19 protein-coding genes are annotated in these 19,886 nt (G+C 70.2%); 5 read left to right on the top strand and 14 right to left on the bottom strand.

Features of this window, described 5'->3' with window-relative positions; all coding sequences use genetic code 11:
• Window positions 1–20: 20 nt before the first annotated feature.
• From ACAG26_RS05375 to ACAG26_RS05355, 5 genes are read right to left on the bottom strand one after another with little or no spacing between them, the layout of a single operon-like run.
• Window positions 21–1,664: an FAD-binding dehydrogenase gene (locus tag ACAG26_RS05375; protein WP_370480286.1), complete on the bottom strand. Its 1,644-nt coding sequence runs from the start codon at window positions 1,662–1,664 to the stop codon at window positions 21–23.
• 25 nt (window positions 1,665–1,689) lie between these two features.
• Window positions 1,690–2,394: a DUF2334 domain-containing protein gene (locus ACAG26_RS05370; RefSeq protein ID WP_370480284.1), complete on the bottom strand. Its 705-nt coding sequence runs from the start codon at window positions 2,392–2,394 to the stop codon at window positions 1,690–1,692.
• Between the two features lie 56 nt (window positions 2,395–2,450).
• Window positions 2,451–2,942, bottom strand: coding sequence for a glutathione peroxidase (locus tag ACAG26_RS05365; protein WP_370480282.1), 492 nt, complete (start codon window positions 2,940–2,942; stop codon window positions 2,451–2,453).
• Window positions 2,943–2,951: 9 nt separating this feature from the next.
• The gene (locus ACAG26_RS05360; protein ID WP_370480280.1) at window positions 2,952–5,078 is read right to left on the bottom strand and encodes a S9 family peptidase; all 2,127 of its coding nucleotides are present in this window, start codon (window positions 5,076–5,078) and stop codon (window positions 2,952–2,954) included.
• Window positions 5,075–5,971: a phosphoribosylaminoimidazolesuccinocarboxamide synthase gene (locus ACAG26_RS05355; protein ID WP_370480278.1), complete on the bottom strand. Its 897-nt coding sequence runs from the start codon at window positions 5,969–5,971 to the stop codon at window positions 5,075–5,077. The genes ACAG26_RS05360 and ACAG26_RS05355 overlap by 4 nt, the downstream gene beginning before the upstream one ends.
• A gap of 41 nt (window positions 5,972–6,012) precedes the next feature.
• Between ACAG26_RS05355 and ACAG26_RS05350 the strand changes: the two genes are divergently transcribed.
• Window positions 6,013–6,633, top strand: coding sequence for a hypothetical protein (locus tag ACAG26_RS05350; protein ID WP_370480276.1), 621 nt, complete (start codon window positions 6,013–6,015; stop codon window positions 6,631–6,633).
• Here the strand turns inward: ACAG26_RS05350 and ACAG26_RS05345 are convergent.
• From ACAG26_RS05345 to purB, 3 genes are read right to left on the bottom strand one after another with little or no spacing between them, the layout of a single operon-like run.
• Window positions 6,598–7,626 (bottom strand): tellurite resistance/C4-dicarboxylate transporter family protein, encoded by a 1,029-nt coding sequence (locus ACAG26_RS05345; RefSeq protein WP_370480274.1) that lies wholly within the window; start codon window positions 7,624–7,626, stop codon window positions 6,598–6,600. The two genes, ACAG26_RS05350 and ACAG26_RS05345, sit on opposite strands and share 36 nt — an antisense overlap.
• Window positions 7,623–8,882 (bottom strand): cytochrome P450, encoded by a 1,260-nt coding sequence (locus ACAG26_RS05340; protein ID WP_370480272.1) that lies wholly within the window; start codon window positions 8,880–8,882, stop codon window positions 7,623–7,625. The genes ACAG26_RS05345 and ACAG26_RS05340 overlap by 4 nt, the downstream gene beginning before the upstream one ends.
• 4 nt (window positions 8,883–8,886) lie before the next feature.
• Window positions 8,887–10,302, bottom strand: coding sequence for an adenylosuccinate lyase (purB, locus tag ACAG26_RS05335; RefSeq protein WP_370480270.1), 1,416 nt, complete (start codon window positions 10,300–10,302; stop codon window positions 8,887–8,889).
• A gap of 41 nt (window positions 10,303–10,343) precedes the next feature.
• On the opposite strand from purB, the gene ACAG26_RS05330 reads away from it, so the two are divergent.
• Window positions 10,344–11,207 (top strand): DUF429 domain-containing protein, encoded by an 864-nt coding sequence (locus ACAG26_RS05330; protein ID WP_370480268.1) that lies wholly within the window; start codon window positions 10,344–10,346, stop codon window positions 11,205–11,207.
• A gap of 37 nt (window positions 11,208–11,244) precedes the next feature.
• Here the strand turns inward: ACAG26_RS05330 and ACAG26_RS05325 are convergent, their stop codons facing one another.
• On the bottom strand, window positions 11,245–11,865 hold the full coding sequence (locus tag ACAG26_RS05325; RefSeq protein WP_370480266.1) for a TetR/AcrR family transcriptional regulator: 621 nt from the start codon (window positions 11,863–11,865) through the stop codon (window positions 11,245–11,247).
• Between the two features lie 72 nt (window positions 11,866–11,937).
• Here ACAG26_RS05325 and ACAG26_RS05320 point away from each other — a divergent pair, with 72 nt between their 5' ends.
• Window positions 11,938–12,855, top strand: a complete 918-nt coding sequence (locus tag ACAG26_RS05320) for an alpha/beta hydrolase-fold protein (RefSeq protein ID WP_370480263.1) — start codon at window positions 11,938–11,940, stop codon at window positions 12,853–12,855.
• A 92-nt stretch (window positions 12,856–12,947) separates the two neighbouring features.
• Here the strand turns inward: ACAG26_RS05320 and purD are convergent, their stop codons facing one another.
• Window positions 12,948–14,216: a phosphoribosylamine--glycine ligase gene (purD, locus tag ACAG26_RS05315; protein WP_370480261.1), complete on the bottom strand. Its 1,269-nt coding sequence runs from the start codon at window positions 14,214–14,216 to the stop codon at window positions 12,948–12,950.
• Between the two features lie 122 nt (window positions 14,217–14,338).
• Here purD and ACAG26_RS05310 point away from each other — a divergent pair, with 122 nt between their 5' ends.
• Both ACAG26_RS05310 and ACAG26_RS05305 read left to right on the top strand, forming a co-directional pair.
• Window positions 14,339–15,574 carry a cytochrome P450 gene (locus tag ACAG26_RS05310; protein WP_370480258.1) on the top strand — a complete coding sequence of 412 codons (1,236 nt, stop codon included), beginning with the start codon at window positions 14,339–14,341 and terminating at the stop codon, window positions 15,572–15,574.
• Between the two features lie 3 nt (window positions 15,575–15,577).
• Complete coding sequence (locus tag ACAG26_RS05305) at window positions 15,578–16,192, top strand: TetR/AcrR family transcriptional regulator (RefSeq protein ID WP_370480255.1); 615 nt, start codon at window positions 15,578–15,580, stop codon at window positions 16,190–16,192.
• On the opposite strand, the gene ACAG26_RS05300 is transcribed toward ACAG26_RS05305, so the two are convergent.
• The 4 genes from ACAG26_RS05300 to ACAG26_RS05285 form a co-directional block, all read right to left on the bottom strand.
• Window positions 16,161–16,598, bottom strand: coding sequence for a carboxymuconolactone decarboxylase family protein (locus ACAG26_RS05300; RefSeq protein ID WP_370480252.1), 438 nt, complete (start codon window positions 16,596–16,598; stop codon window positions 16,161–16,163). The genes ACAG26_RS05305 and ACAG26_RS05300 overlap by 32 nt on opposite strands.
• Before the next feature lie 12 nt (window positions 16,599–16,610).
• Window positions 16,611–17,462, bottom strand: a complete 852-nt coding sequence (locus tag ACAG26_RS05295; protein WP_370480250.1) for an NAD(P)-dependent oxidoreductase — start codon at window positions 17,460–17,462, stop codon at window positions 16,611–16,613.
• Window positions 17,459–18,208: an SDR family oxidoreductase gene (locus tag ACAG26_RS05290; RefSeq protein WP_370480248.1), complete on the bottom strand. Its 750-nt coding sequence runs from the start codon at window positions 18,206–18,208 to the stop codon at window positions 17,459–17,461. The genes ACAG26_RS05295 and ACAG26_RS05290 overlap by 4 nt, the downstream gene beginning before the upstream one ends.
• Window positions 18,209–18,287: 79 nt before the next feature.
• On the bottom strand, window positions 18,288–19,754 hold the full coding sequence (locus ACAG26_RS05285) for an aldehyde dehydrogenase (protein WP_370480246.1): 1,467 nt from the start codon (window positions 19,752–19,754) through the stop codon (window positions 18,288–18,290).
• Window positions 19,755–19,886: the final 132 nt, after the last annotated feature.

Raw genomic sequence — 19,886 nt, 5'->3', positions numbered from 1 at the left:
GCGCACGCTCGCGGCAACGGTTAGGCGATGTCGCTGGCCGCGCCGCGCCCGGCGGCCCGACCGGAGAAGATGCAGCCGCCCAGGAAGGTGCCCTCCAGCGCGCGGTAGCCGTGCACCCCGCCGCCGCCGAACCCGGCCACCTCCCCGGCCGCGTACAGCCCGTCGAACGCGCTGCCGTCGGCTTTGCGCACCCGGGAGTCCAGGTCGGTTTCCAGGCCGCCCAACGTCTTCCGGGTCAAGATGTGCAATTTGACCGCGATCAGCGGCCCGGCCTTCGGGTCGGTCAACCGGTGCGGGGCCACCACCCGGCCCAGCCGGTCGCCCAGGTAGGCGCGGGCCCCGCGGATCGCGGTGATCTGCCCGTCCTTGCTGAACCGGTTGGCCACTTCGCGGTCGCGGGCGGTGACCTCGGCCTCCACCGTCGCATAGTCCAGCGGCACCACATCCGGCAGCTGGTTCATGGCGGTGACCAACTCGCGCAACGAGTTCGCGCTGACGAAGTCCACCCCGCGATCCACGAACGCCTGCACCGGGGGCGGCGGCCCGGACTTCGCCCGCGAGGACAGCAGTTGCCGCAGGCTGCGTCCGGTCAGGTCCGGGTTCTGTTCCTGGCCGGACAGCGCGAATTCCTTCTCGATGATCTTCTGGTTGAGCACGAACCAGGTGTAGTCGTGGCCGGATCGGGCGATGTACTCCAACGTGCCCAGGGTGTCGAAACCCGGGTACAGCGGGCCGGGCAACCGTTTGCCGTCGGCGTCCAGCCACAGCGACGACGGACCCGGGATGATGCGGATGCCGTGCTGGGCCCACACCGGGTCGTAGTTGGTGATGCCCTCGGTGTAGTGCCACATCCGGTCCCGGTTGATCACCCGCGCACCAGCGGTTTCGGCGATACCGATCATCCGGCCGTCGACGTGGGCGGGCACCCCGGCGATCAGCTGGTCGGGCACCCGGCCCATCCGCGGCGGCCAGTTCTGCCGCACCAGCTCCAGATTGCCGCCGATGCCGCCGCTGGTCACGATCACCGCGGCGGCGCGGAACTCGAACTGTGCCACCACATTCCGCGTCGACGCCACCCCGCGCGCCGCGGTGGACGGTTCCAGCACACTGCCGCGCACCCCAGTGACCGTGGTGTCCTCGACGATCAGCTCATCGACCCGGTGGCGGTGCGCGAACCGCACCGCCGTGCGACCCCGCAACCGGCGCGCGAAGATCTCCACCAGCGCCGGCCCGGTGCCCCAGGTGATGTGGAACCGGGGCACCGAGTTGCCGTGGCCGCGCGCGTCGTAGCCGCCCCGCTCGGCCCAGCCGACCAGCGGGAAAATCTTCAGCCCGCGGGCCCGCAGCCAGCTGCGTTTCTCCCCGGCGGCGAAGTCGACGTAGGCGTGCGCCCACTGCCGCGGCCAATGGTCCTCGGGCCGGTCGAATCCCGCGGTGCCCAGCCAATCCTGCAAGGCCAGTTCCTGGCTGTCGCGCACGCCGAGGCGGCGTTGTTCGGGGCTGTCGACGAAGAACAGCCCGCCGAACGACCAGAACGCCTGGCCACCGAGGTTGGCGCTGTTCTCCTGGTCGACGATCAGCACCCGCTTACCGCGGTCCACCAGTTCGCAGGCCGCCACCAGGCCGGCTAGGCCCGCCCCGACGACGATGACGTCAGCGTCCATGGCGCTACAGAGTAGCGAGTGCGGGTCAGGCCGCGTCGCGCACCGGACGATCGGACCGCCACGCGTAGACGGTGGGGGTGCACTGGTGCAGCAGCGCCAGGTCCACCGCATCCAGCATCGCCTGCAGCGGCCCGGGCTTGCGCAGGTGACCGGCCGCCACCGCGACCCGCACCAGCCCGCCGCGGCGCGCGGTGCGTTCGGCCGAGCGCACCAGCATCCGGCACCACCAAGGTTCGGTGAGGAAGCCTTCCCCGATCCCGAGCACCCGGCCCCGAACGGTGTCGCCCCGGACCAGGTCGGTGATGCCGTGCAGCCCGGCCAGCAGCCGGAAACCGTTACGCGGCAGGGCCTTCACGGTCCCTGGCGAGACCGCCCAGCCGGGCGCCGCGAACAGCCGGGTGCGCAAACCGAGGTGTTCCAGCACCCGGTCGGCGGCGATCAGCCGCAGGTTGGCCTCGTGGGCGGGCAGCGCGGCGAATTCGCTGCGGCGATGCTTGGTGGCGGCCTCGTCGTAGCCGTGCAGCACGATCGCGTCGCCGCCGGCGCGCCGCTCGGTCAGCCACTGCACGGTGTGCGCGTCCGTGTCCAGCCGGTAGCCGCCCTTGAGCCGGGGCGCGACCAGCAACGACACCGGCACCGCCCGCGAGTCCATTTCCGCGCAGAACGCGGCGACGTCGGCCAGGGTCCGTTCACCGATCCCGGAAACCGAGACGATCAGTTGCCCATTCACGCCACCAGTGTGGCGATCCCAGGTGTCCGGACGGTGTCCGACAGGCGGACGGGCGGCTAATTGGGCAGCACGGCCTCGATCGCGGTGACCACCTCGGGCGCGTCGGGCACCGTGGTCGGCCGGAACCGGTTGACCACCGTCCCACCGGGCGCGATCAGGAACTTCTCGAAGTTCCATTGCACGTCGCCGGCCTGGCCGTCGGCGTCGGGGGTCTGGGTCAGCTCGGCGTACAGCGGGTGCCGGCCGTCGCCGTTGACCTCGGTTTTCGCCAGCAGCGGAAAGGTCACCCCGTAGGTGGTGGAGCAGAACGTCTGGATCTCGTCGGCGGTGCCGGGTTCTTGGCCCAGGAACTGATTGCACGGCACGCCCAGCACGGTCAGCCCGCGTTCGGCGTAATCCCGCGCCAGCTGCTCCAGCGCACCGTATTGCGGGGTCAATCCGCATTTGGAGGCGACGTTGACCACCAGCACGGCCCGGTCGGCATAGTCGGCCAGCGAGGTGGCGCGGCCGTCCAGGGTGGTCAGCGGGATTTCGGTGAGCGAGGTCATGACAGCAGGCTAGCTGCCTGGCCGGGGGCCGTCGTGGTTGCCCTCGGCGGCGGCCAGCAGCCAGGCGAACTGGAACGCGGTCTCCTTCCAGCGCTCGTAGCGGCCGCTGATCCCGCCGTGGCCGGCGCTCATCTGGGTCTTCAGCAGCACCGGGTGCGCGTCGGTTTTGGTGTGCCGCAACGCCGCCACCCATTTCGCCGGCTCGACGTAGTACACCCGGGTGTCGTGCAGGGAGGTCATCGCCAGGATCGGCGGATAGTCCCGCGGCGCGACGTTCTCGTACGGCGAGTACTCCTTCATGTAGAAGTAGACGTCTTTGTCGGCCAACGGGTTTCCCCACTCGTCCCATTCGGTGACGGTCAGCGGCAGCGACGGATCTAAGATGGTGGTCAGCGGGTCGACGAACGGCACCTGGGCCAGGATGCCGGCGAACAGCTCCGGGGCCAGGTTGGCCACCGCCCCCATCAGCAGCCCGCCCGCGCTGCCGCCCAGCGCCACCAACTGCCGGGGCCGGGTGACCCCGGTCTCGATCAAATGCCGTGCCACCGCAACGAAATCGGTGAAGGTGTTCTTCTTGTCCAACAGCTTGCCGCGCTCGTACCACAGCCGGCCCATCTCCCCGCCGCCGCGCACATGCGCGACCACGAACACCATGCCCCGGTCCAGCAGCGACAGCCGGGCGATGGAGAACTGCGGATCCTGACAGATCTCGTAGGCGCCGTAGCCGTACAGCAGGGCCGGCGCCGGGAAGTCCAGGCCCGCCCGGTGCACGATCGACACCGGGATGCGGGTGCCGTCGGCGGCGTAGGCCCAGTCCCGGCGCTCGACGTAGTGCTCGCGCCGGAAGTCCCCCAGCACCGGTTGTTCGCGCAGCAAGGTGCGCTCGCCGGTGGCCAGGTCCAGGTCGTAGATGCGCACCGGGGTGATGAACGACGTCGCGCCGATCCGCAGTTTGGGCGAATCCCAGTTCGGGTTGGCGCCCAACCCAACCGACATCAGCTCCGAATCGAACGAAAGCTCTTGGGGCGCACCGTAGTCACCGCCGGCGTCGATGGGCCACAGCTGGATGCGGGGCAGCGCCTCCCCGCGGTAGCTGACCACCAGGTGCTCCGCGAAGGCGTCCACACCGTCCAGGCGCACCTCGTCGCTGGGCTCGATCAGGGTGCGCAGGGCGGTCGGGTCAGCCACCGGGGCCTCCACCAGGGTGAAGTTCACCGCGCGCTCGTTGTGCAGGATCAAAAACCGGTCTTGGCCGCCGACGACGCCGTGCTCGACCGAGTACTCGATACCCTCACGGCGCGGCCACACCGTGGTGAACTGCGCCTCCGGGTCGCCGGCGTCGCCGTAGCGGACCTCGGAGGTGATCGCCGACCCGGACGCGATCAGCACGTAGGCGTCGCTGCGGGTGCGGCCCACCGACAGCCAGAACCGCTCGTCGGCTTCGTGGTAGACCTGTTCGGCGGGCAGCCCCGCGCCCAGTCGATGCCGCCACACGGTGTCGGGCCGCCACGCCGCGTCGACGGTCAGGTAGTACACCGTGCGGTTGTCGGTGGCCCAGGTCACCCCGGCGGCGATCCCGACGATCTCGTCGGGGTAGCGCTGCCCGGTGCGCAAGTCCTTGAACCGCAGCGTGTAGCGCTCGTCGCCGACCACGTCGACCGAGTACGCCAACACGTTGCCGTCGGGGCTGACACTGGCCGCGCCGAGCGCGAAGAAGTCGTGCCCGTCGGCCTCGACATTCTCGTCGAGCAGCACCTGTTCGCCGGGGATCTCGGTGTGCTCGTCGAGCACCGGCGGATCCCAGCTGTCGGGATCGGCGACCGGGCAACGGCAGTGCACCCCGTACTGTTTGCCCTCGAAGCTGCGGCCGTAATACCACCAGGCGCCGCGTCGGGTCGGCACCGACAGGTCGGTCTCTTTGGTGCGGGCCTTGATTTCGTCGAAAATCTTTTGCCGCAACGGTTCCAGATGCGCGGTCGCCGAATCGGTGTAGGCGTTCTCGGCCTCCAAATGGGCGATCACGTCCGGGTCGGACTTGTCCCGCAACCATTCGTAGGGGTCGACGAACGCGTCGCCGTGATGCGTGCGGGTGCTCGCCACCCGCTTGGCCACGGGTGGGGTAAACAGCTCGGTCATGCGGCCGGACCGATCCAGTCGTCGAAGCGCAGGCCGGAAATCCGTTCGTAGGCCTCGATGTAGCGGCCGCGGGTGGCGTCGATGATGTCCGGCGGCAGCGGTGGCGGCGGTTGCGACCCGGTGCGGTCCCAGCCGGATTCTGCACTGGTCAGCCAATTGCGGACGAATTGTTTGTCGAAGCTGGTCTGCACCACCCCGGCCCGGTAGTCGTGGGCGGGCCAGTACCGCGACGAGTCGGGGGTGAAGATCTCGTCGGCCAGCACCAGATTGCCGTGCGCGTCGATACCGAATTCGAATTTGGTGTCGGCGATGATGATTCCTTTCGTCAACGCATGGTCGGCGGCCTGGATGTAGGTCTGCAGGGTACGGTCACGCAGCTGGTTGGCCCGCACCGCACCCACCTGCTCGATCACCTGGGCGAACGAAATGTTCTCGTCGTGGTCCCCGAGTTCGGCCTTGGTGGCCGGGGTGAACAGCGGGGTGGCGAACTTGCTGGCCTCCACCAGCCCCGGCGGCAACGCGATGCCGCACACCTTCCCGGTCTGCTGGTAGTCGACCAGCCCCGAGCCGGTCAGGTAGCCGCGGGCCACGCATTCCACCGGCAGCATCTGCAGGCGTTTCACCAACAGGGCCCGGCCCAGCACCTCGGCCGGGATGCGCGGGTCGTCGGGCGGGCCGGCCAGGTGGTTGGGGGCCTCGACGAGGTCGAAAAAGAACACGCTCATCGCGGTCAGGATGCGTCCCTTGTCCGGGATCTGGCTGTCCAGGACGTAGTCGTACGCCGAGATCCGGTCGGTGGCGACGAACAGCAGATGCTCGTCGTCGACGCGGTACAGCTCGCGCACTTTGCCGCTGGCCAGATGCTGGTAGTCGGACAGAGCGGGTCGGGCCATCGGGCCAGCCTATCGGTCGGCCATGTGTTGGGATCAAGGCCATGAGTTCACGGTTGCTGCCCTACGCCACCAGCCCCGGCCGGCTGCTGGCCCAGCTGTTCAGTGATGTCGGGGTCGCGGTGTGGAGTTTCGTGTGGCTGCTGGTCGGGCTGGCCGTGCACAGCGCCATCTCCACGATCGCCGCCGTCGGCGGCCAGGTGCAAGGCGGCGCCAACGGGGTCGCGGAGAACCTGAAATCCGCCGGCAGCAGCGCCGATCACATCCCGCTGGTCGGCGACACCATCAGCAAGCCGCTCACCGCGGCCAGCACCGCCGCCCTGGATATCGCCGGTGCCGGGCACACCCTGGACACCACCGCCAGCTGGCTGGCGGTGGTGTTGGCCATCGCGGTGGCCGCTCCCCCGATCGCCGCGGTGGCGGGGCCGTGGCTGGTGCTGCGGCTGCGGTTCTTCCGGCGCAAACGGATGGTGCTGGCGCTGGCCGCCACCCCGGCCGGCGAGCAGCTGCTGGCGCTGCGGGCGCTGACGAACCGGCCGCTGCGCAAACTCGCCGACATCAGCCCCGACCCGGTCGGGGCGTGGCGGCACCAGGATCTGGTCGCCATCCGCGGACTGGCCGGCTTGGAGCTACGGTCGGCCGGCCTGCGGCGGCGGGGCCGGTGAGCTGCGCACCATCACCCGCCGCACCCCCAGCAGCCCGGCGATGACCACGATCAGCCAGGCCGTCATCGCGTTCCAGAAAAACATCAGCGACACCGTCTGCATGGAGCGCACCCCGACCTCGGCCGCCATCCAGTAGGTGGCCACCGAATACATGCCCAGCGGGAACACCAGCGCCCACCACACCCCGGCGAACTGCAGCACCCCGGGCCGCTGATTGACCCGATGCAGCAGGAAGTAGATCAGCGGCGGGATCCACGCCGTGGCCACCACCCAGGTCACCACCGTGACCACCCGGACACCGCCGGCCAACCAGGCCGGCGCCAGCTGGTGAATGTTGTCCCCGGCCAGGGTGGCGATGGCCAGCCCGCCCATCAGGATCCAGGTGTCGGGCTCGAAGCCGTCGCGGTCCTGCCGCTCGTGCACGGTGCGCCACAGGATCAGCCAGGTCATCAGGGCGTAGATGCCCAGCGCCAGCACCCAGATCGGCACGGCCGCCGCCAGCCACCAGCGGTGCCCGGTGTACATCGCCACCTGCGCGGTGACGACCGCCAACCCGGAGGTGCCCACGCTGGCCAGCTCCCACGCGCCGCGGGCATGATCGCGCAGCGCCGTCCAGGTACGCGCCGACATGTTGCGGGCGGTGAGCACCACCAGCACCAGCCAGGCCGACAGCGCCACCGCGCCCAGGATGCGGACCACCACCGGGTGGGAGGCCAGCCGGCTGTCCAGCACCGCGCAGGCGGCGACGAAGGTGAACAACCGCAGCGTGACATCCGGGTCGGTCAGATCCCAGAACACGATCCGGCGTTTGGCGATCGCGGTGAGCACCACCACCGCGACCAGCACCATCAGCCCGGCCGAGGCCAGCACACCGAGCGTGTCGCTGATCCGTCCGTAGTGGTGGTTGCGCGCGGCGATCGACAAGATCCCGGTCGCCATCACCGCGGCGAACACATCCGGGGACGGTTCGACGTCACGCAACCGGACCGTCACGCCGCACCGCGCAGTTCCACCACCAAATGCCGGATGCCGGTGTGCCGGTTGCTGCGGGCCCATTCGACCGGGGCCACCACCGCGACGTCGCCGAACCGGGCCAGCAGTTCCTCGAACAACACCCGCAGCTCCAGCCGGGCCAGGTTGACGCCCAGGCAGTAGTGCACGCCCTGCCCAAACCCCAGGTGTGGGTTGGGTTTGCGGGTGACGTCGAACGCGTCGGCGCGGTCGAACACCGCCGCGTCCCGGTTGGCCGAACCCTCCCACACCAGCACCTTGTGGCCGGCCTCGATGTGTTGGCCGCCGAGGGTGACGGCGCGGGTGGCGGTGCGGCGTTTGGACGGCGACGGCGACGTCCACCGCACCATCTCCTCCACCGCCGTCGGCAGCAACCCCGGGTCGCCGCGCAGCACCCGCAGCTGGTCGGGATGTTCGGCCAGCGCCAACAGCCCGCCGGCGATGGCGTTGCGGGTGGTTTCCGCGCCGGCGCTGAACAACAGGTTGAAGAACAGGTACAGCTCGATATCGGTCAGGTGCGGCGCGTCGGGGTCCTCGAGGGTGGCGTTGGCGACCACCGAGAGCATGTCGTCGGTGGGGGCGGCGCGCTTGGCCGCGATCAGCTCCTGCCCGTAGGCGAAGATCCGGGACCCGGCCTCTTCCACCGACATCCGCGAGACGACGGCCTGCCGCGACCCGCGGAAGTCGAAGCTGGGCTCGATGGCCTCGAACAGCCAGTGCCGGTCGGTTTCGGGAATGCCGAGCAGGATGCAGATCATCTGCATCGGCACCTCGACGGCGATGTCGGTCAGGAAATCAAAGGGCACGCCGGCCGTGACCCCGTCCAGCAGCCGACGGGCCCGGTGCCGCAGGTCGTCTTCGACCCGCCGGATCATCCGGGGCGTCAACCCGGAGCTGACCAGCCGCCGGATCTGGCCGTGCCGCGGGTCGTCCATCATGTTCAGCACCTGCCCGGCGATCGGCAGATCCTGCAGGATGGTGCCGCCGAACGGGCGCCCGCCGCCGGTCACCGAGGAGAACGTCTCCGGGTCGCGCAGCACCAGCAAGGTTTCGGCGTGGGTGGCCACCGACCAGAACCCCTCCCCGTCCGGGGTGTGCTCGGTGGGCGCATGCCAAAACACCGGGGCCTCGCGGCGATGCACCGCGAACAGCTGGTGCGGAAACCCGGCGGCGAAGTTGTCCAGATCGGTGAAGTCGATCTGGTGCAGCAAGCCCGACGGCGCAGCCGAAGCGGTCATGGCGCTACAGGATGGCACCGGGGGTGTACTTGGCCGCGTCCGGGTAGCGGGCCACCAGCGCGTCGACCGCCGCCACCACGCCGTCGACCTGGTCGGCGGCGGCGCCGGTGAACGCCTGCTTGTCGGCCAGCGCGGCGTCGAGCGCCGCCCGGTCCAGCGGCAGCCGCTCGTCGGCGGCCAACCGGTCCAGCAGGTCGGGTTCGGCGCCGCGCTCCCGCATCGCCAACGCCACCGCGACCGCGTGTTCCTTGATCACCTCGTGGGCGGCCTCGCGACCCACCCCGGCGCGCACCGCCGCGATCAGCACCTTGGTGGTGGCCAAAAACGGCAGGTAGCGGTCCAGCTCGCGGCCGATGACGGCCGGGTAGGCGCCGAACTCGTCGAGCACGGTCAGGAACGTCTCGATCTGCCCGTCGACGGCGAAGAACGCGTCGGGCAGCGCCACCCGGCGGATCACCGAGCAGAACACGTCGCCCTCGTTCCACTGGGCGCCGGCCAGTTCGGCGGCCATCGACGCGTAGCCGCGCAGCACCACCTGCAGGCCGTTGACCCGTTCGCAGCTGCGGGTGTTCATCTTGTGCGGCATCGCCGACGAGCCGACTTGGCCCGGCGCGAACCCCTCGGTGACCAGCTCGTGGCCGGCCATCAGCCGGATGGTGTGTGCCAGCGACGACGGGCCGGCGCCCAGCTGCACCAGCGCGGAGAGCACATCGTGGTCCAGCGACCGGGGGTAGACCTGCCCGACGCTGGTCAACACCGTGCTAAAACCCAGGTACCGCGCGATGCGGTGTTCCAGCTCGGCCAGCTTGGCGGGGTCACCCAGCAGGTCGAGCATGTCCTGGGCGGTGCCCATCGGGCCCTTGATGCCGCGCAGCGGGTAGCGGTCGATCAGCTCCCGCAGCCGGGTCAACGCGAGCAGCGTCTCCTGGGCGGCGCTGGCGAACCGCTTGCCCAGCGTGGTGGCCTGGGCGGCGACGTTGTGGCTGCGCCCGGCCATCACCAGGTCGCGGTAGGTCACCGCCCGCTCGGCCAGCCGGGCCGCCACCGCCACCCCGTGGCCAAACACCAGCTCCAACGAGCGGCGGATCTGCAGCTGCTCGACGTTCTCGGTCAGGTCGCGGCTGGTCATCCCCTTGTGGATGTGCTCGTGGCCGGCGCGCGCGTTGAACTCCTCGATGCGGGCCTTCACGTCGTGGCGGGTCACCCGTTCCCGGTCGGCGATCGAGCCCAGGTCGACGTCCTCGAGCACCCGCTCGTAGTCGGTGAGCGCCTGCTCGGGAACCGGGACGCCCAGCTCGGCCTGAGCGCGCAACACCGCCAGCCACAGCCGCCGCTCGGCGACGACCTTGGCCTCCGGTAACCAGATCGCCGCCATCTCGGCGCTGGCGTACCGGGTGGCCAGCACGTTGGGAATCGTCACGAACACGTAGCTTACGGTCGGCGATGCGGCACAGTGGGCGGATGTACTTCGTTGGCCTCGATCTCGCCTGGGGTGAGAAGAACCGCACCGGTGTCGCGGCGGTGGACGCCGACGGCCGGCTGCTGCATGTCAGTAGCGTCCAGGACGACGCGAGCATCGAGGACGCGGTGGCGCCCTTTGTCAGCGGCGACTGCCTGGTGGCCATCGACGCGCCGCTGATCGTGACGAACCCGACCGGGTATCGGCCCTGCGAGCGGGCGCTCAACCGCGACTTCCAGCGCTTCGAGGCCGGCGCGCGGCCGGCCTACACCGGGCGACCGGAGTTCGACGATCCCCGCGGTGCGCGGATCGCGACCGCGCTCACGTTGGACATGAACCCCGCCTCGAGCTCGGCGCGACGGGCGATCGAGGTGTATCCGCATCCGGCCACCGTGGCGTTGTTCGGCCTGCCGCAGACCCTGAAGTACAAGCGCGGCGCCTTCGGGGACCGCCAGCGTGAGCTGCTGCAGTTGATGACGCTGATCGAGGGACTCGACACGGCGACACCGCGGCTGCGGGTGAACCACAACGTGTCGTGGGTGGAGCTGCGCAAGCGGATCGCGGCCGCCACCCGTCCCAGCCAACTCGACCGGGACGAAGACCCCGTCGACGCCGTGCTGTGCGCGTACGTCGCGCTGTTTTCCTATCACCGGCCCGAAGACGTGACCATCTACGGCGACTTCGCGACCGGCTACATCGTCACCCCGACCCTGCCGCCCGATTTGGCGCCCACGCGCGCGCGTCCGGCGGTGCCGCCCGCGGACGCCGACGAGCTGCGGGAGCGCCTCGCGCACGTCGCGGCGCTGCTGGACGCGGCGCAACGGGGGTTGGCCGAGATCCGGCGCCAGCTCGACGGCGAGGGCTAGCGGCTGGGCGAATGTTCTTGCCGCCGTGCAGATCCCATCAGGCCGACACCACGCTGCGGTCGATCGGCGCGAGCACGTCAATCACCCCGATCAACGTCGCCCGCGCCGCCTCCCGCGGGCCTTGGCCGTCGTCGACCAACGCCGCCACCACCGCCCCGTCGACCGCGCAGACCAGCGCGGACAGCAGTTCGGGGCGCACCCGGCGGCCCGACCGCTCGATGGCTTCGACGACGGCCTCGTCGCGTTGATGCAGGATCCGGCGCTGGATGTCGCGCAGCGCGGGCAGCCGGGCGCAGGCGATGTAGCGCTCGTAGCGGGAGATCAGCTGCTCGGTCAGCAGCGAGCCGTGGTCCTCGCCGACCAGCAGATCGACCAGCAGATCGGCCGTGGTCTCGGCGCCGCGGCGGCGCTTGGACAATCCGGCGACCCGGGCCCGCAGTTGGGCCACCTCCAGCATGCCGATGTGGTCGACCGCGCTGGCGATCAGGTCGTCCAGCGAGGAGAAGTAGTAGGTGGTCGACGCCAACGGCAGCCCCGCCCGCCGGGCCACCGCCCGGTGCCGCACCGCCTCGAAGCCACCCTCGCGCAGCAACTCGGCGGCGGCGCTGACCAGCGCATACCGTCGACGTTCACCCTTGGGTGTGACCGCTGCCGTCACGTTTAGTCATGCTGCCAGTCAGGCAGGTGCCGCATTGCCCTTTCGGGCAAACGTCGCACCGGACCGCCGCTTATGATGTCCGGCATGTCTGAGTTGAGCCGACGGGCGGTGCTGCGCCTGGGTGCCAGTGCGGCCGCCGGCGCCGCCGGCGCCTACGCGCTGGGCACCCTGTTCGCGGCCCGACCCTCGCAGGCCGTGCCGGCCGCGCCCCCGGCCCCGGTGCCGCAGCCGCCGTTGGCGCCGCCGCTGCCGCGGGAGCCGGCGCCCGCCCCCGTCGCGGCGCCCACGATGACCACCGGCTCGTTCGTGTCGGCGGCCCGCGGCGGGGTCACCACCAACTGGGCCATCGCCCGCCCGCCGGGCCAGACCGCCGCGCTGCGGCCGCTGATCGCGTTGCACGGCAAGGGCAGTGACGCCTCGACGGTGATGGCCGGCGGGGTCGAGCAGGGCCTGGCGCAGGCGGTCAGCGCCGGCCTGCCGCCGTTCGCGGTGGTCGCCGTCGACGGCGGCGGCAGCTACTGGCACAAGCGGGCCTCCGGGGAGGATTCCGGGGCGATGGTGCTCACCGAACTGATCCCGCTGCTGGCCGATCAGGGGCTGGACACCTCGCGGGTGGCGTTCTTGGGCTGGTCGATGGGCGGCTACGGTGCGCTGCTGCTCGGCGGTCGGCTCGGGCCGGCCCGCACCGCGGCGATCTGCGCGGTCAGCCCGGCGCTGTGGCTGTCGTCGGGCGCGACCGCGCCCGGCGCGTTCGACGGCGCCGACGACTGGTCGGCAAACTCGGTGGTCGGGATGCCGGCGCTGGCGTCGATCCCGATCCGGGTGGACTGCGGGGACAGCGACCCGTTCTACGGGGCGACCAAACAGTTCATCGCGCAGCTGCCCACCCCGCCGGCGGGCGGCTTCTCCCCCGGCGGGCACGACGCGGCGTTCTGGAGTTCGCAGCTGCCCGCCGAGTTGACGTGGGTGGCCCCGCTTTTGACGGCGTAATCACCGCGCCGAGTGGCATTCTCACGACGCATCGTCGGCGTGTCGCGTCGTGAGAGTGCCGCTCGGCGAACACGCGGCGAAGGGGGCGGCCCCTACACCCGGATCTTGCCCTCGGCGGCCGCCAACCCGATGTCGTTGCGGAAGTGGCCGCCCGGCAACCGGATCGATTCCAGCCGGGCATACGCGTCGGTGCGGGCCGCGGTCAGATCCGCGCCGGTGCCCACCACCGACAGCACCCGACCGCCGCTGGACACGATGGCCCCATCGTCGCGGCGGGCCGTGCCGGCATGCAGCACCCCGTCGACGTCGGCGCCGGCGATGACGTCACCGAGCCGCGGCCGGCCCGGATAGTTCTCGGCGGCCAGCACCACGGTCACCGCAGCGCCGTCGCGCCAGCGCAGCGGCCCGAACCCGGCCAGCTCGCCGGTGGCGGCGGCGTGCAGCAGTTGGCCCAGCGGGGAATCCAGCAGCGCCAGCACCGACTGCGTCTCGGGGTCACCGAAGCGGCAGTTGAATTCGACCACCGCCGGCCCGGTCGAGGTGATCGCCAACCCGGCGTACAGCAGGCCGGAAAACGGGCTGCCGCGGCGAACCAGTTCGGCGGCAACCGGTTCGACGACCTCGGCGACGATGCGGGCGGCCAGTTCGTCGGGCAGCCAGGGCAGCGGCGCGTAGGCGCCCATGCCGCCGGTGTTGGGGCCGACATCGCCGTCGCCGACCCGTTTGAAGTCCTGCGCGGCCAGCAGCGGCACCACGGTCTGGCCGTCGACGACGCTGAACAGCGACAGCTCCGGCCCGTCCAAAAAGGACTCCAGCAGCACCGGGTGCCCGCCCTCCAGCAGCCCGGCGGCGTGCGCGCGGGCCGCGGTGCGGTCCGCGGTCACCACCACGCCCTTGCCGGCGGCCAGGCCGTCGTCCTTGACCACCCAGGCCGTCTCGCCGGCGCCCGGACCGAACCGGTCCAGCGCGGCGTCCAGATGCGCGGGGTTGTCGACGATTTCGCTGCGGGCGGTGCGGACCCCGGCGGCGGCCATCACGTCCTTGGCGAACGCCTTGGAGCCCTCGATGCGGGCCGCGTCCTTGCTGGGACCAAAGCAGGCGATCCCGGCCGCGCGCACCGCGTCGCCGACACCGAGCACCAGGGGCACCTCGGGCCCGATCACCACCAGATCGGCGCCGAACTCGCGCGCCACCGCGACGACGGCGTCCCCGGAGCTGATGTCGACGTCGTAGTGGTCGGCGACGGCGCCGGTGCCGGCGTTACCCGGGGCGATCGCCAGCCCCTCGACCTGCGGATCTCGGCGCAGCGCCAACAGCAGCGCATGTTCACGGGCACCGGAACCGATCACCAGGACGCGCACAACCCGTCACCCTAGCGGGCGACGTGCGATCGCCGCCGCTCAGCCGCCCACGGACATACACTTGACAGCCAGGTGTATGGTCGTAGGCGGTTTGTGTCCCACACCACACGGAGGTGGTCGCCTTGACGTCAACGCAGGTCTGTCCGTTCGGTTCCGGCTTCGACTTCACCGACCCGGACGTCTTGCTGCGCGGCATGCCCGTCACCGAGTTCGCCCAGCTGCGCAAGACCGCGCCGGTGTGGTGGAACGAGCAGCCCGCCGGCAGCAACATCTTCGATGACGGCGGCTACTGGGTGATCAGCAAGCACCAGCACATCAAGGACATCTCCCGGGACAACGACGTGTGGTCCACCAACGCCAAGGGCGCGGTGATGCGGCTGCCCGAAGGGGTGACCGCCGAGCAGCTCGAGCTCACCAAGGCGCTGCTGATCAACCACGACCCGCCGGAGCACACCCGGCTGCGCAAGCTGGTGTCGCGGCTGTTCACCCCGCGCTCGGTCGCGGTGCTGGAGGAGAAGCTGGCGTTGGCCGCCCACGACATCGTCGCGGCCGCCGCCGCCAAGGACCGCGGCAACTTCGTGGACGACGTCGCGATGGAGCTGCCGCTGCTGGCCATCGCCGATTTGATCGGGGTGCCCGAGGCCGACCGGGAAAAGCTGTTTCACTGGACGAACTCGATCATGAACACCGACGACCCGGACTTCGACGCCGATCCGACGGTGGCCAACGCCGAGTTGATGGGCTACGCGTACACGATGGCCGAACAGCGCCGCCGCTGCCCGGCCGACGACATCGTCACCCGGCTGGTGCAGGCCGACGTCGACGGCGAGGCGCTGGGCGAAACCGAGTTCGCGTTCTTCGTCATCCTGTTGGCGGTGGCCGGCAACGAGACCACCCGCAACGCGATCACCCACGGCATCAACGCGTTCGCCGAGAACCCCGAGCAGTGGGAGCTGTTCAAGCGGGACCGCCCCGAGACCGCCGTCGACGAGATCGTCCGCTGGGCGACCCCGGTGCACTGTTTCCAGCGCACCGCCAAGGTCGACACCGAGGTCGGCGGGGTGGCGATCGGCGCGGGCCAGCGCGTCGGCCTGTTTTACAGCTCGGCGAACTTCGACGAAGACGTCTTCGACAAGCCGTTCGAGTTCGACATCCTGCGCAACCCCAACCCGCATCTGGCGTTCGGCGGGCAGGGCACCCACTACTGCATCGGCGCCAACCTGGCCCGGATGGAGATCCGGCTGATGTTCAACGAGATCGCCGACCAGATCCCCGACATCACCAAACTGGCCGAGCCGCAACGGCTGCGGTCCGGCTGGATCAACGGGATCAAGGACCTGCACGTGTCCTACCATTAGCCGGTGCGCACCCACGGGTGGGGCGGTGCGGCCCCGGCCACCGACGACGAAGCGGTGGCGCGCATCCTGGCGGCGGCCAGCCAGGTGATCGACGCACGCGGTGCCGAGTTGTCCATCGCCGATGTGGCCCGCACCCTGGGGGTGACCCGCCAGACCGTGTACCGCTACTTCCCCAGCACCGACGCGTTGCTGGTGGCGGCGGCCACAGCGGCGGCGGACGGGTTCTTGGAGCGGTTGGCCGCGCACCTGGCCGGTATCACCGATCCGGCCGACGCGGCCACCGAGGCGATCGCCACCGCCCTGGAATGGTTGCCCGACGACAAACACATCGGCCTGCTGCTGACGCGTGACCGCGACAACGCGTTCACCGCCGACGTCACCTCCGATGTGGCCCTGGGATTCGCCAACTCCATGCTGCGCCGCTTCGACGTCGATTGGGCGGCAGCCGGTTTCCGCGACGACGAGGTGGCCGAACTCGCCGAGCACCTGCTACGGATCATCCAGTCGTTCGTCATCGACCCGGGCCGCCCGCCGCGCCACGGCGCCGAGCTGCGGCGATACCTACGCCGCTGGGTGGGCTCGGCAGTTAGTCCAGGCCCTCGCCGCTGTGCATCCTGACCGCGGCGTCGACGTTGGCCTTCCTGTCCTCGCCGGTGCCCTTGGCCGCGGCCTTCTTGCGTTTGGCCACGACGGCGTCGACCGCACCGTTGAGCGCCGAGCCCAGCGGGAAGCCGAGGTAATGGGTCACGAAGACCGCCATCTCCTTGAGTTCGTCCTCGGTGAGCTCCCCGTTGAGCAGGGCGGCGTTGATCTGGATTTCGGCCAGGTCGCGATTGCCGATCGCGGTCACCGCGGTCAGGGTCATGATGCGCTTGTCGCGCATCGACAATCCCGGGCGGGTCCAGATGCTGCCGAACAGGTGGTCGACGGTCAGGTCGAAGTACGGGTCGCCCTCGATGTTGGGCATCTCCCAGCCGTACACCTCGTTCATCTTCCCCAGGCCTTGGCGGCGCAACTCGTCCATGCTGATCTCCAATCAGTCGTGCGGGACGCCCAGCCCGTCGGCCAGTCGGGCCAGCGCCACCTGCGCCAGCGGCAACTCGACATCGGTGGCCTGTCCCAGCGCCAACGCCAAGCTCAGATCCTTTTCGCCCAAACCGCGGGTGTGGGTGAACGCGTCGTACAACCAGTGTTCGGGGGTCAGCGGCGCCATATCGTCGCGGACCATGATCGCGCCCGGACCGCCGGTGAGCGCGTCGGTGTGCCGCACCACCCGGCCCAGCGCCTGCAGATCCAGCCCGGCCGCCTCGGCCAGCTTCATCGCCTCGCACGCCGCGGCGTAGGAGGTGAACGTCAACATGTTGCGGGCCAACTTCATTCGGGTGCCCGCCCCGGGTTCTCCGGCGTGGATCACCAACGACGCCCAGCACTTGAACGCCGGCTTGATGCGCTGGTAGATGTCCCGGTCGGCGCCGACCATGGTGGCCAGCTCCCCCTTCTCGGCGGCCCCGCCGCCCCCACTGACCGGCGCGTCGACGATGTGGATGCCGTGCGGCTTCAGCGCGTCGGCCAGTTCGACGGCGGTGGTGTCGCTGATCGTGGAATGGATCGCGATGACGGTGTCCGGCTTGGCCGCCGCGGCGAGCTGGCCGACCACGTCGCGCACCTGGGCGTCGTCGAGGACGGTCACGCTGATGATGTCGGCGCCGGCCACCTCGGCGACGCTGCCGGCCGCGGTGGCTCCGGCGTCGGTCAGCGGCGTCATCGCCTCGGCCCGCACGTCGAACACCGTGACCCCGCCCGGCCAGTCCACCAGTCGCTTGGCCATCGGCGCACCCATGTTGCCCAGCCCGATGTAACCCAGCCTCAGCTGCTCAGCAGTGCTCATGACCGGATGATCTGTCCGCCGTCGACGTTGAAAATCTGCCCGGTGATCCACTTGGCCTCATCCGACAGCAAGAACAGGCACATGCCGACCAAGTCCTCCGGGGTTCCCATGCGGGACAGCGGGAGACCCTTGACGATGTCGTCGACGATCTCTTTGGGGGTGGTGGTCCGGTTGGCCTCGGTGTCGATGGGCCCGGGTGCAATCGCGTTGATCCGGATGTTCTGGCCACCCAGTTCCCGGGAGAGTTGCTGGGTCAAACCGTTGATCCCGACCTTGGCCAGCCCGTAGAAGTTGGCGTACAGCCAGGCCGCGGTGGACGATTGGTTGACGATCGCGCCGCCGCCCCGCTTGGCCATCTTCTTGTACACCGCACGGGTGCACCACAACGCCCCGTCGAGGTTGACGCTCATGAATTTTTTGTAGTACTCGGGGTCGACGGTGAGCAGGAAATCCAGCTTCATGCCACCGAAGATCGCGGCGTTGTTGACCAGGTAGTCGATGCCGTCGAACTCCGCCAGCGTCCGGTCGGCCATGGCTTTGGCCGAGTCGGGATCCGACACGTCGACGGGCACCGCCAGCGCGGTACCGCCGTCGGCGACGATCTGTTTGGCCACCCCCTCGGCGGCCTCGGCGTTGATGTCGGCGACCACCACCGCCGCGCCTTCCCGGGCCAGCGCCTCCGCGTAGGCCTGCCCGATGCCGCCCCCGGACCCGGTCACGATCGCGACCTTGCCATCGAATCTCATCACTCACCCTTTCCGTCGAATGGCCAGTTATTGCACAGTTTTCCGCGCAAGGCGTGTCACAACTGGCCACTCGCCCGATCTACACCGCCGTGGCGATGACCTTGGTCTCCAGATATTCTTCGAAGCCCGCCACACCCATCTCCCGGCCGTTGCCGGACTGCTTGTAGCCGCCGAACGGCGCGTCCGCGGAGTACCAGACGCCGCCGTTGACGTTGACGGTGCCGACCCGCAGCCGGGCCGCCACCGCGGCCGCGCGGGCCGGGTCGGCGCCGAACACGGTGCCCGACAGGCCATAGGGCGAGTCGTTGGCGATGCGCACCGCGTCGTCGTCGCCGTCGTGGGCGATGACGGTGAGCACCGGCCCGAAGATTTCCTCCCGGGCCACCCGGGCGTCATTGCCCAGCCCGGCGATCACGGTGGGCTCGATGAAAAAGCCGGTGTCCCGATCGGCGGGCCGCCCGCCGCCGCACGCGAACGAGCCCCCCTCGCTCACCGCGAGATCCAGGTAGCTTTGCACCCGGTCGCGTTGCCGCGCCGAGATCAGCGGTCCGCACACGGTGCCGGGGTCGGTGGGGTCGCCGGGCTTGATCGAGCCCATGGTGGCCGCGGCCGCGGCGACCGCCTCGTCGTAGCGGGCGCGGGGCACCACCAGCCGGGTGGTGACCGCGCAGCCCTGCCCCGCGTGCATGCAGGCGGTGAACGCCGACATCGAGGCCGCCCCGGCCAAATCCGCGTCGTCGAGCACCACGAACGCCGACTTGCCGCCCAGCTCCAAAAACACCCGTTTGATGGTGCCGGCGGCGTCGATGCTGACGCTGCGGCCGGTGGCCGTCGACCCGGTGAACGAAATCATGTCCACCCGAGGGTCTTTGGCCAACAGGGCGCCGACGCTGTGGTCGTCGGAGGTGACCACGTTGACCACGCCGGGCGGGATGTCGGTGTGCTCGGCGATGAGTTGGCCGACCGCGGCCGCACACCACGGCGTATCGGGCGCCGGTTTGAGCACGACGGTGTTGCCGGCGGCCAGCGCCGGACCCAGCTTGGCCAGGTTGATCTGGTGCGGGAAGTTCCACGGGGTGATGGCGCCGACGACGCCGACGGCCTCACGGGCGATGGTGCGCCGGGTGGCGATGCCCATCGGGGAGGCCTGGCCCAAATCCTGGTTCCACGCGTAGGACTCGGCGGTGTCGGCGGCGAACCCGAGGTCGTCGATGGGGCCCTCGAGCTGCGCGCTGGCGGTCAGCATGCGGGGCGCGCCGACCTCGGCAATCGTCAGCTCGCGCAGGTCTTCGACGTGTTCGCGCAACACGTCGCGCAGCTGCCGCACGCAGCGCACCCGCAGCGCGGTGTTGCGCGACCAGTCGGTGTCGTCGAAGGCGCGCCGCGCCGCCTCGATCGCCCGGTCCATGTCGGCGGCGTCGGCGTTGGCCGCCGTCCCGAGCACCTCCTCGGTGGCCGGGTTGATGGTGCCGAAGGTGCCCGCGCTGCCGGACACCATCTTGCCGTCGATGAGCAAGTCGCTGCCGCGATCAGCCAGTAGAGCCATCTGCGCCTCACCTCGTTTTGCTGGACATGTGTCCGACGGAGTTCCGGTTCGAACCATAGCCGGATACCGTCAACGGCCGCAAGGTCCGCCGGCAACCTGGGTAATCACCCAGGTCAGCTGGGATTCCCGTGC

It is taken from the genome of Mycobacterium sp. pUA109 (assembly GCF_041287095.1).
Taxonomy (GTDB): Bacteria; Actinomycetota; Actinomycetes; order Mycobacteriales; family Mycobacteriaceae; genus Mycobacterium.
Note: the sequence above shows the minus strand (reverse complement) of the source record. Positions and strands in the feature narration are given on the sequence as shown.

Bases quoted from the DNA above. Each gene is read 5' to 3' on its own strand.
- ACAG26_RS05375 (WP_370480286.1), bottom strand. From the start codon at position 1,664: ATGGACGCTGACGTCATCGTCGTCGGGGCGGGCCTAGCCGGCCTGGTG.
- ACAG26_RS05365 (WP_370480282.1), bottom strand. From the start codon at position 2,942: ATGACCTCGCTCACCGAAATCCCGCTGACCACCCTGGACGGCCGCGCC.
- ACAG26_RS05360 (WP_370480280.1), bottom strand. From the start codon at position 5,078: ATGACCGAGCTGTTTACCCCACCCGTGGCCAAGCGGGTGGCGAGCACC.
- ACAG26_RS05355 (WP_370480278.1), bottom strand. From the start codon at position 5,971: ATGGCCCGACCCGCTCTGTCCGACTACCAGCATCTGGCCAGCGGCAAA.
- ACAG26_RS05350 (WP_370480276.1), top strand. From the start codon at position 6,013: ATGAGTTCACGGTTGCTGCCCTACGCCACCAGCCCCGGCCGGCTGCTG.
- ACAG26_RS05340 (WP_370480272.1), bottom strand. From the start codon at position 8,882: ATGACCGCTTCGGCTGCGCCGTCGGGCTTGCTGCACCAGATCGACTTC.
- ACAG26_RS05330 (WP_370480268.1), top strand. From the start codon at position 10,344: ATGTACTTCGTTGGCCTCGATCTCGCCTGGGGTGAGAAGAACCGCACC.
- ACAG26_RS05320 (WP_370480263.1), top strand. From the start codon at position 11,938: ATGATGTCCGGCATGTCTGAGTTGAGCCGACGGGCGGTGCTGCGCCTG.
- ACAG26_RS05300 (WP_370480252.1), bottom strand. From the start codon at position 16,598: ATGGACGAGTTGCGCCGCCAAGGCCTGGGGAAGATGAACGAGGTGTAC.
- ACAG26_RS05295 (WP_370480250.1), bottom strand. From the start codon at position 17,462: ATGAGCACTGCTGAGCAGCTGAGGCTGGGTTACATCGGGCTGGGCAAC.
- ACAG26_RS05290 (WP_370480248.1), bottom strand. From the start codon at position 18,208: ATGAGATTCGATGGCAAGGTCGCGATCGTGACCGGGTCCGGGGGCGGC.
- ACAG26_RS05285 (WP_370480246.1), bottom strand. From the start codon at position 19,754: ATGGCTCTACTGGCTGATCGCGGCAGCGACTTGCTCATCGACGGCAAG.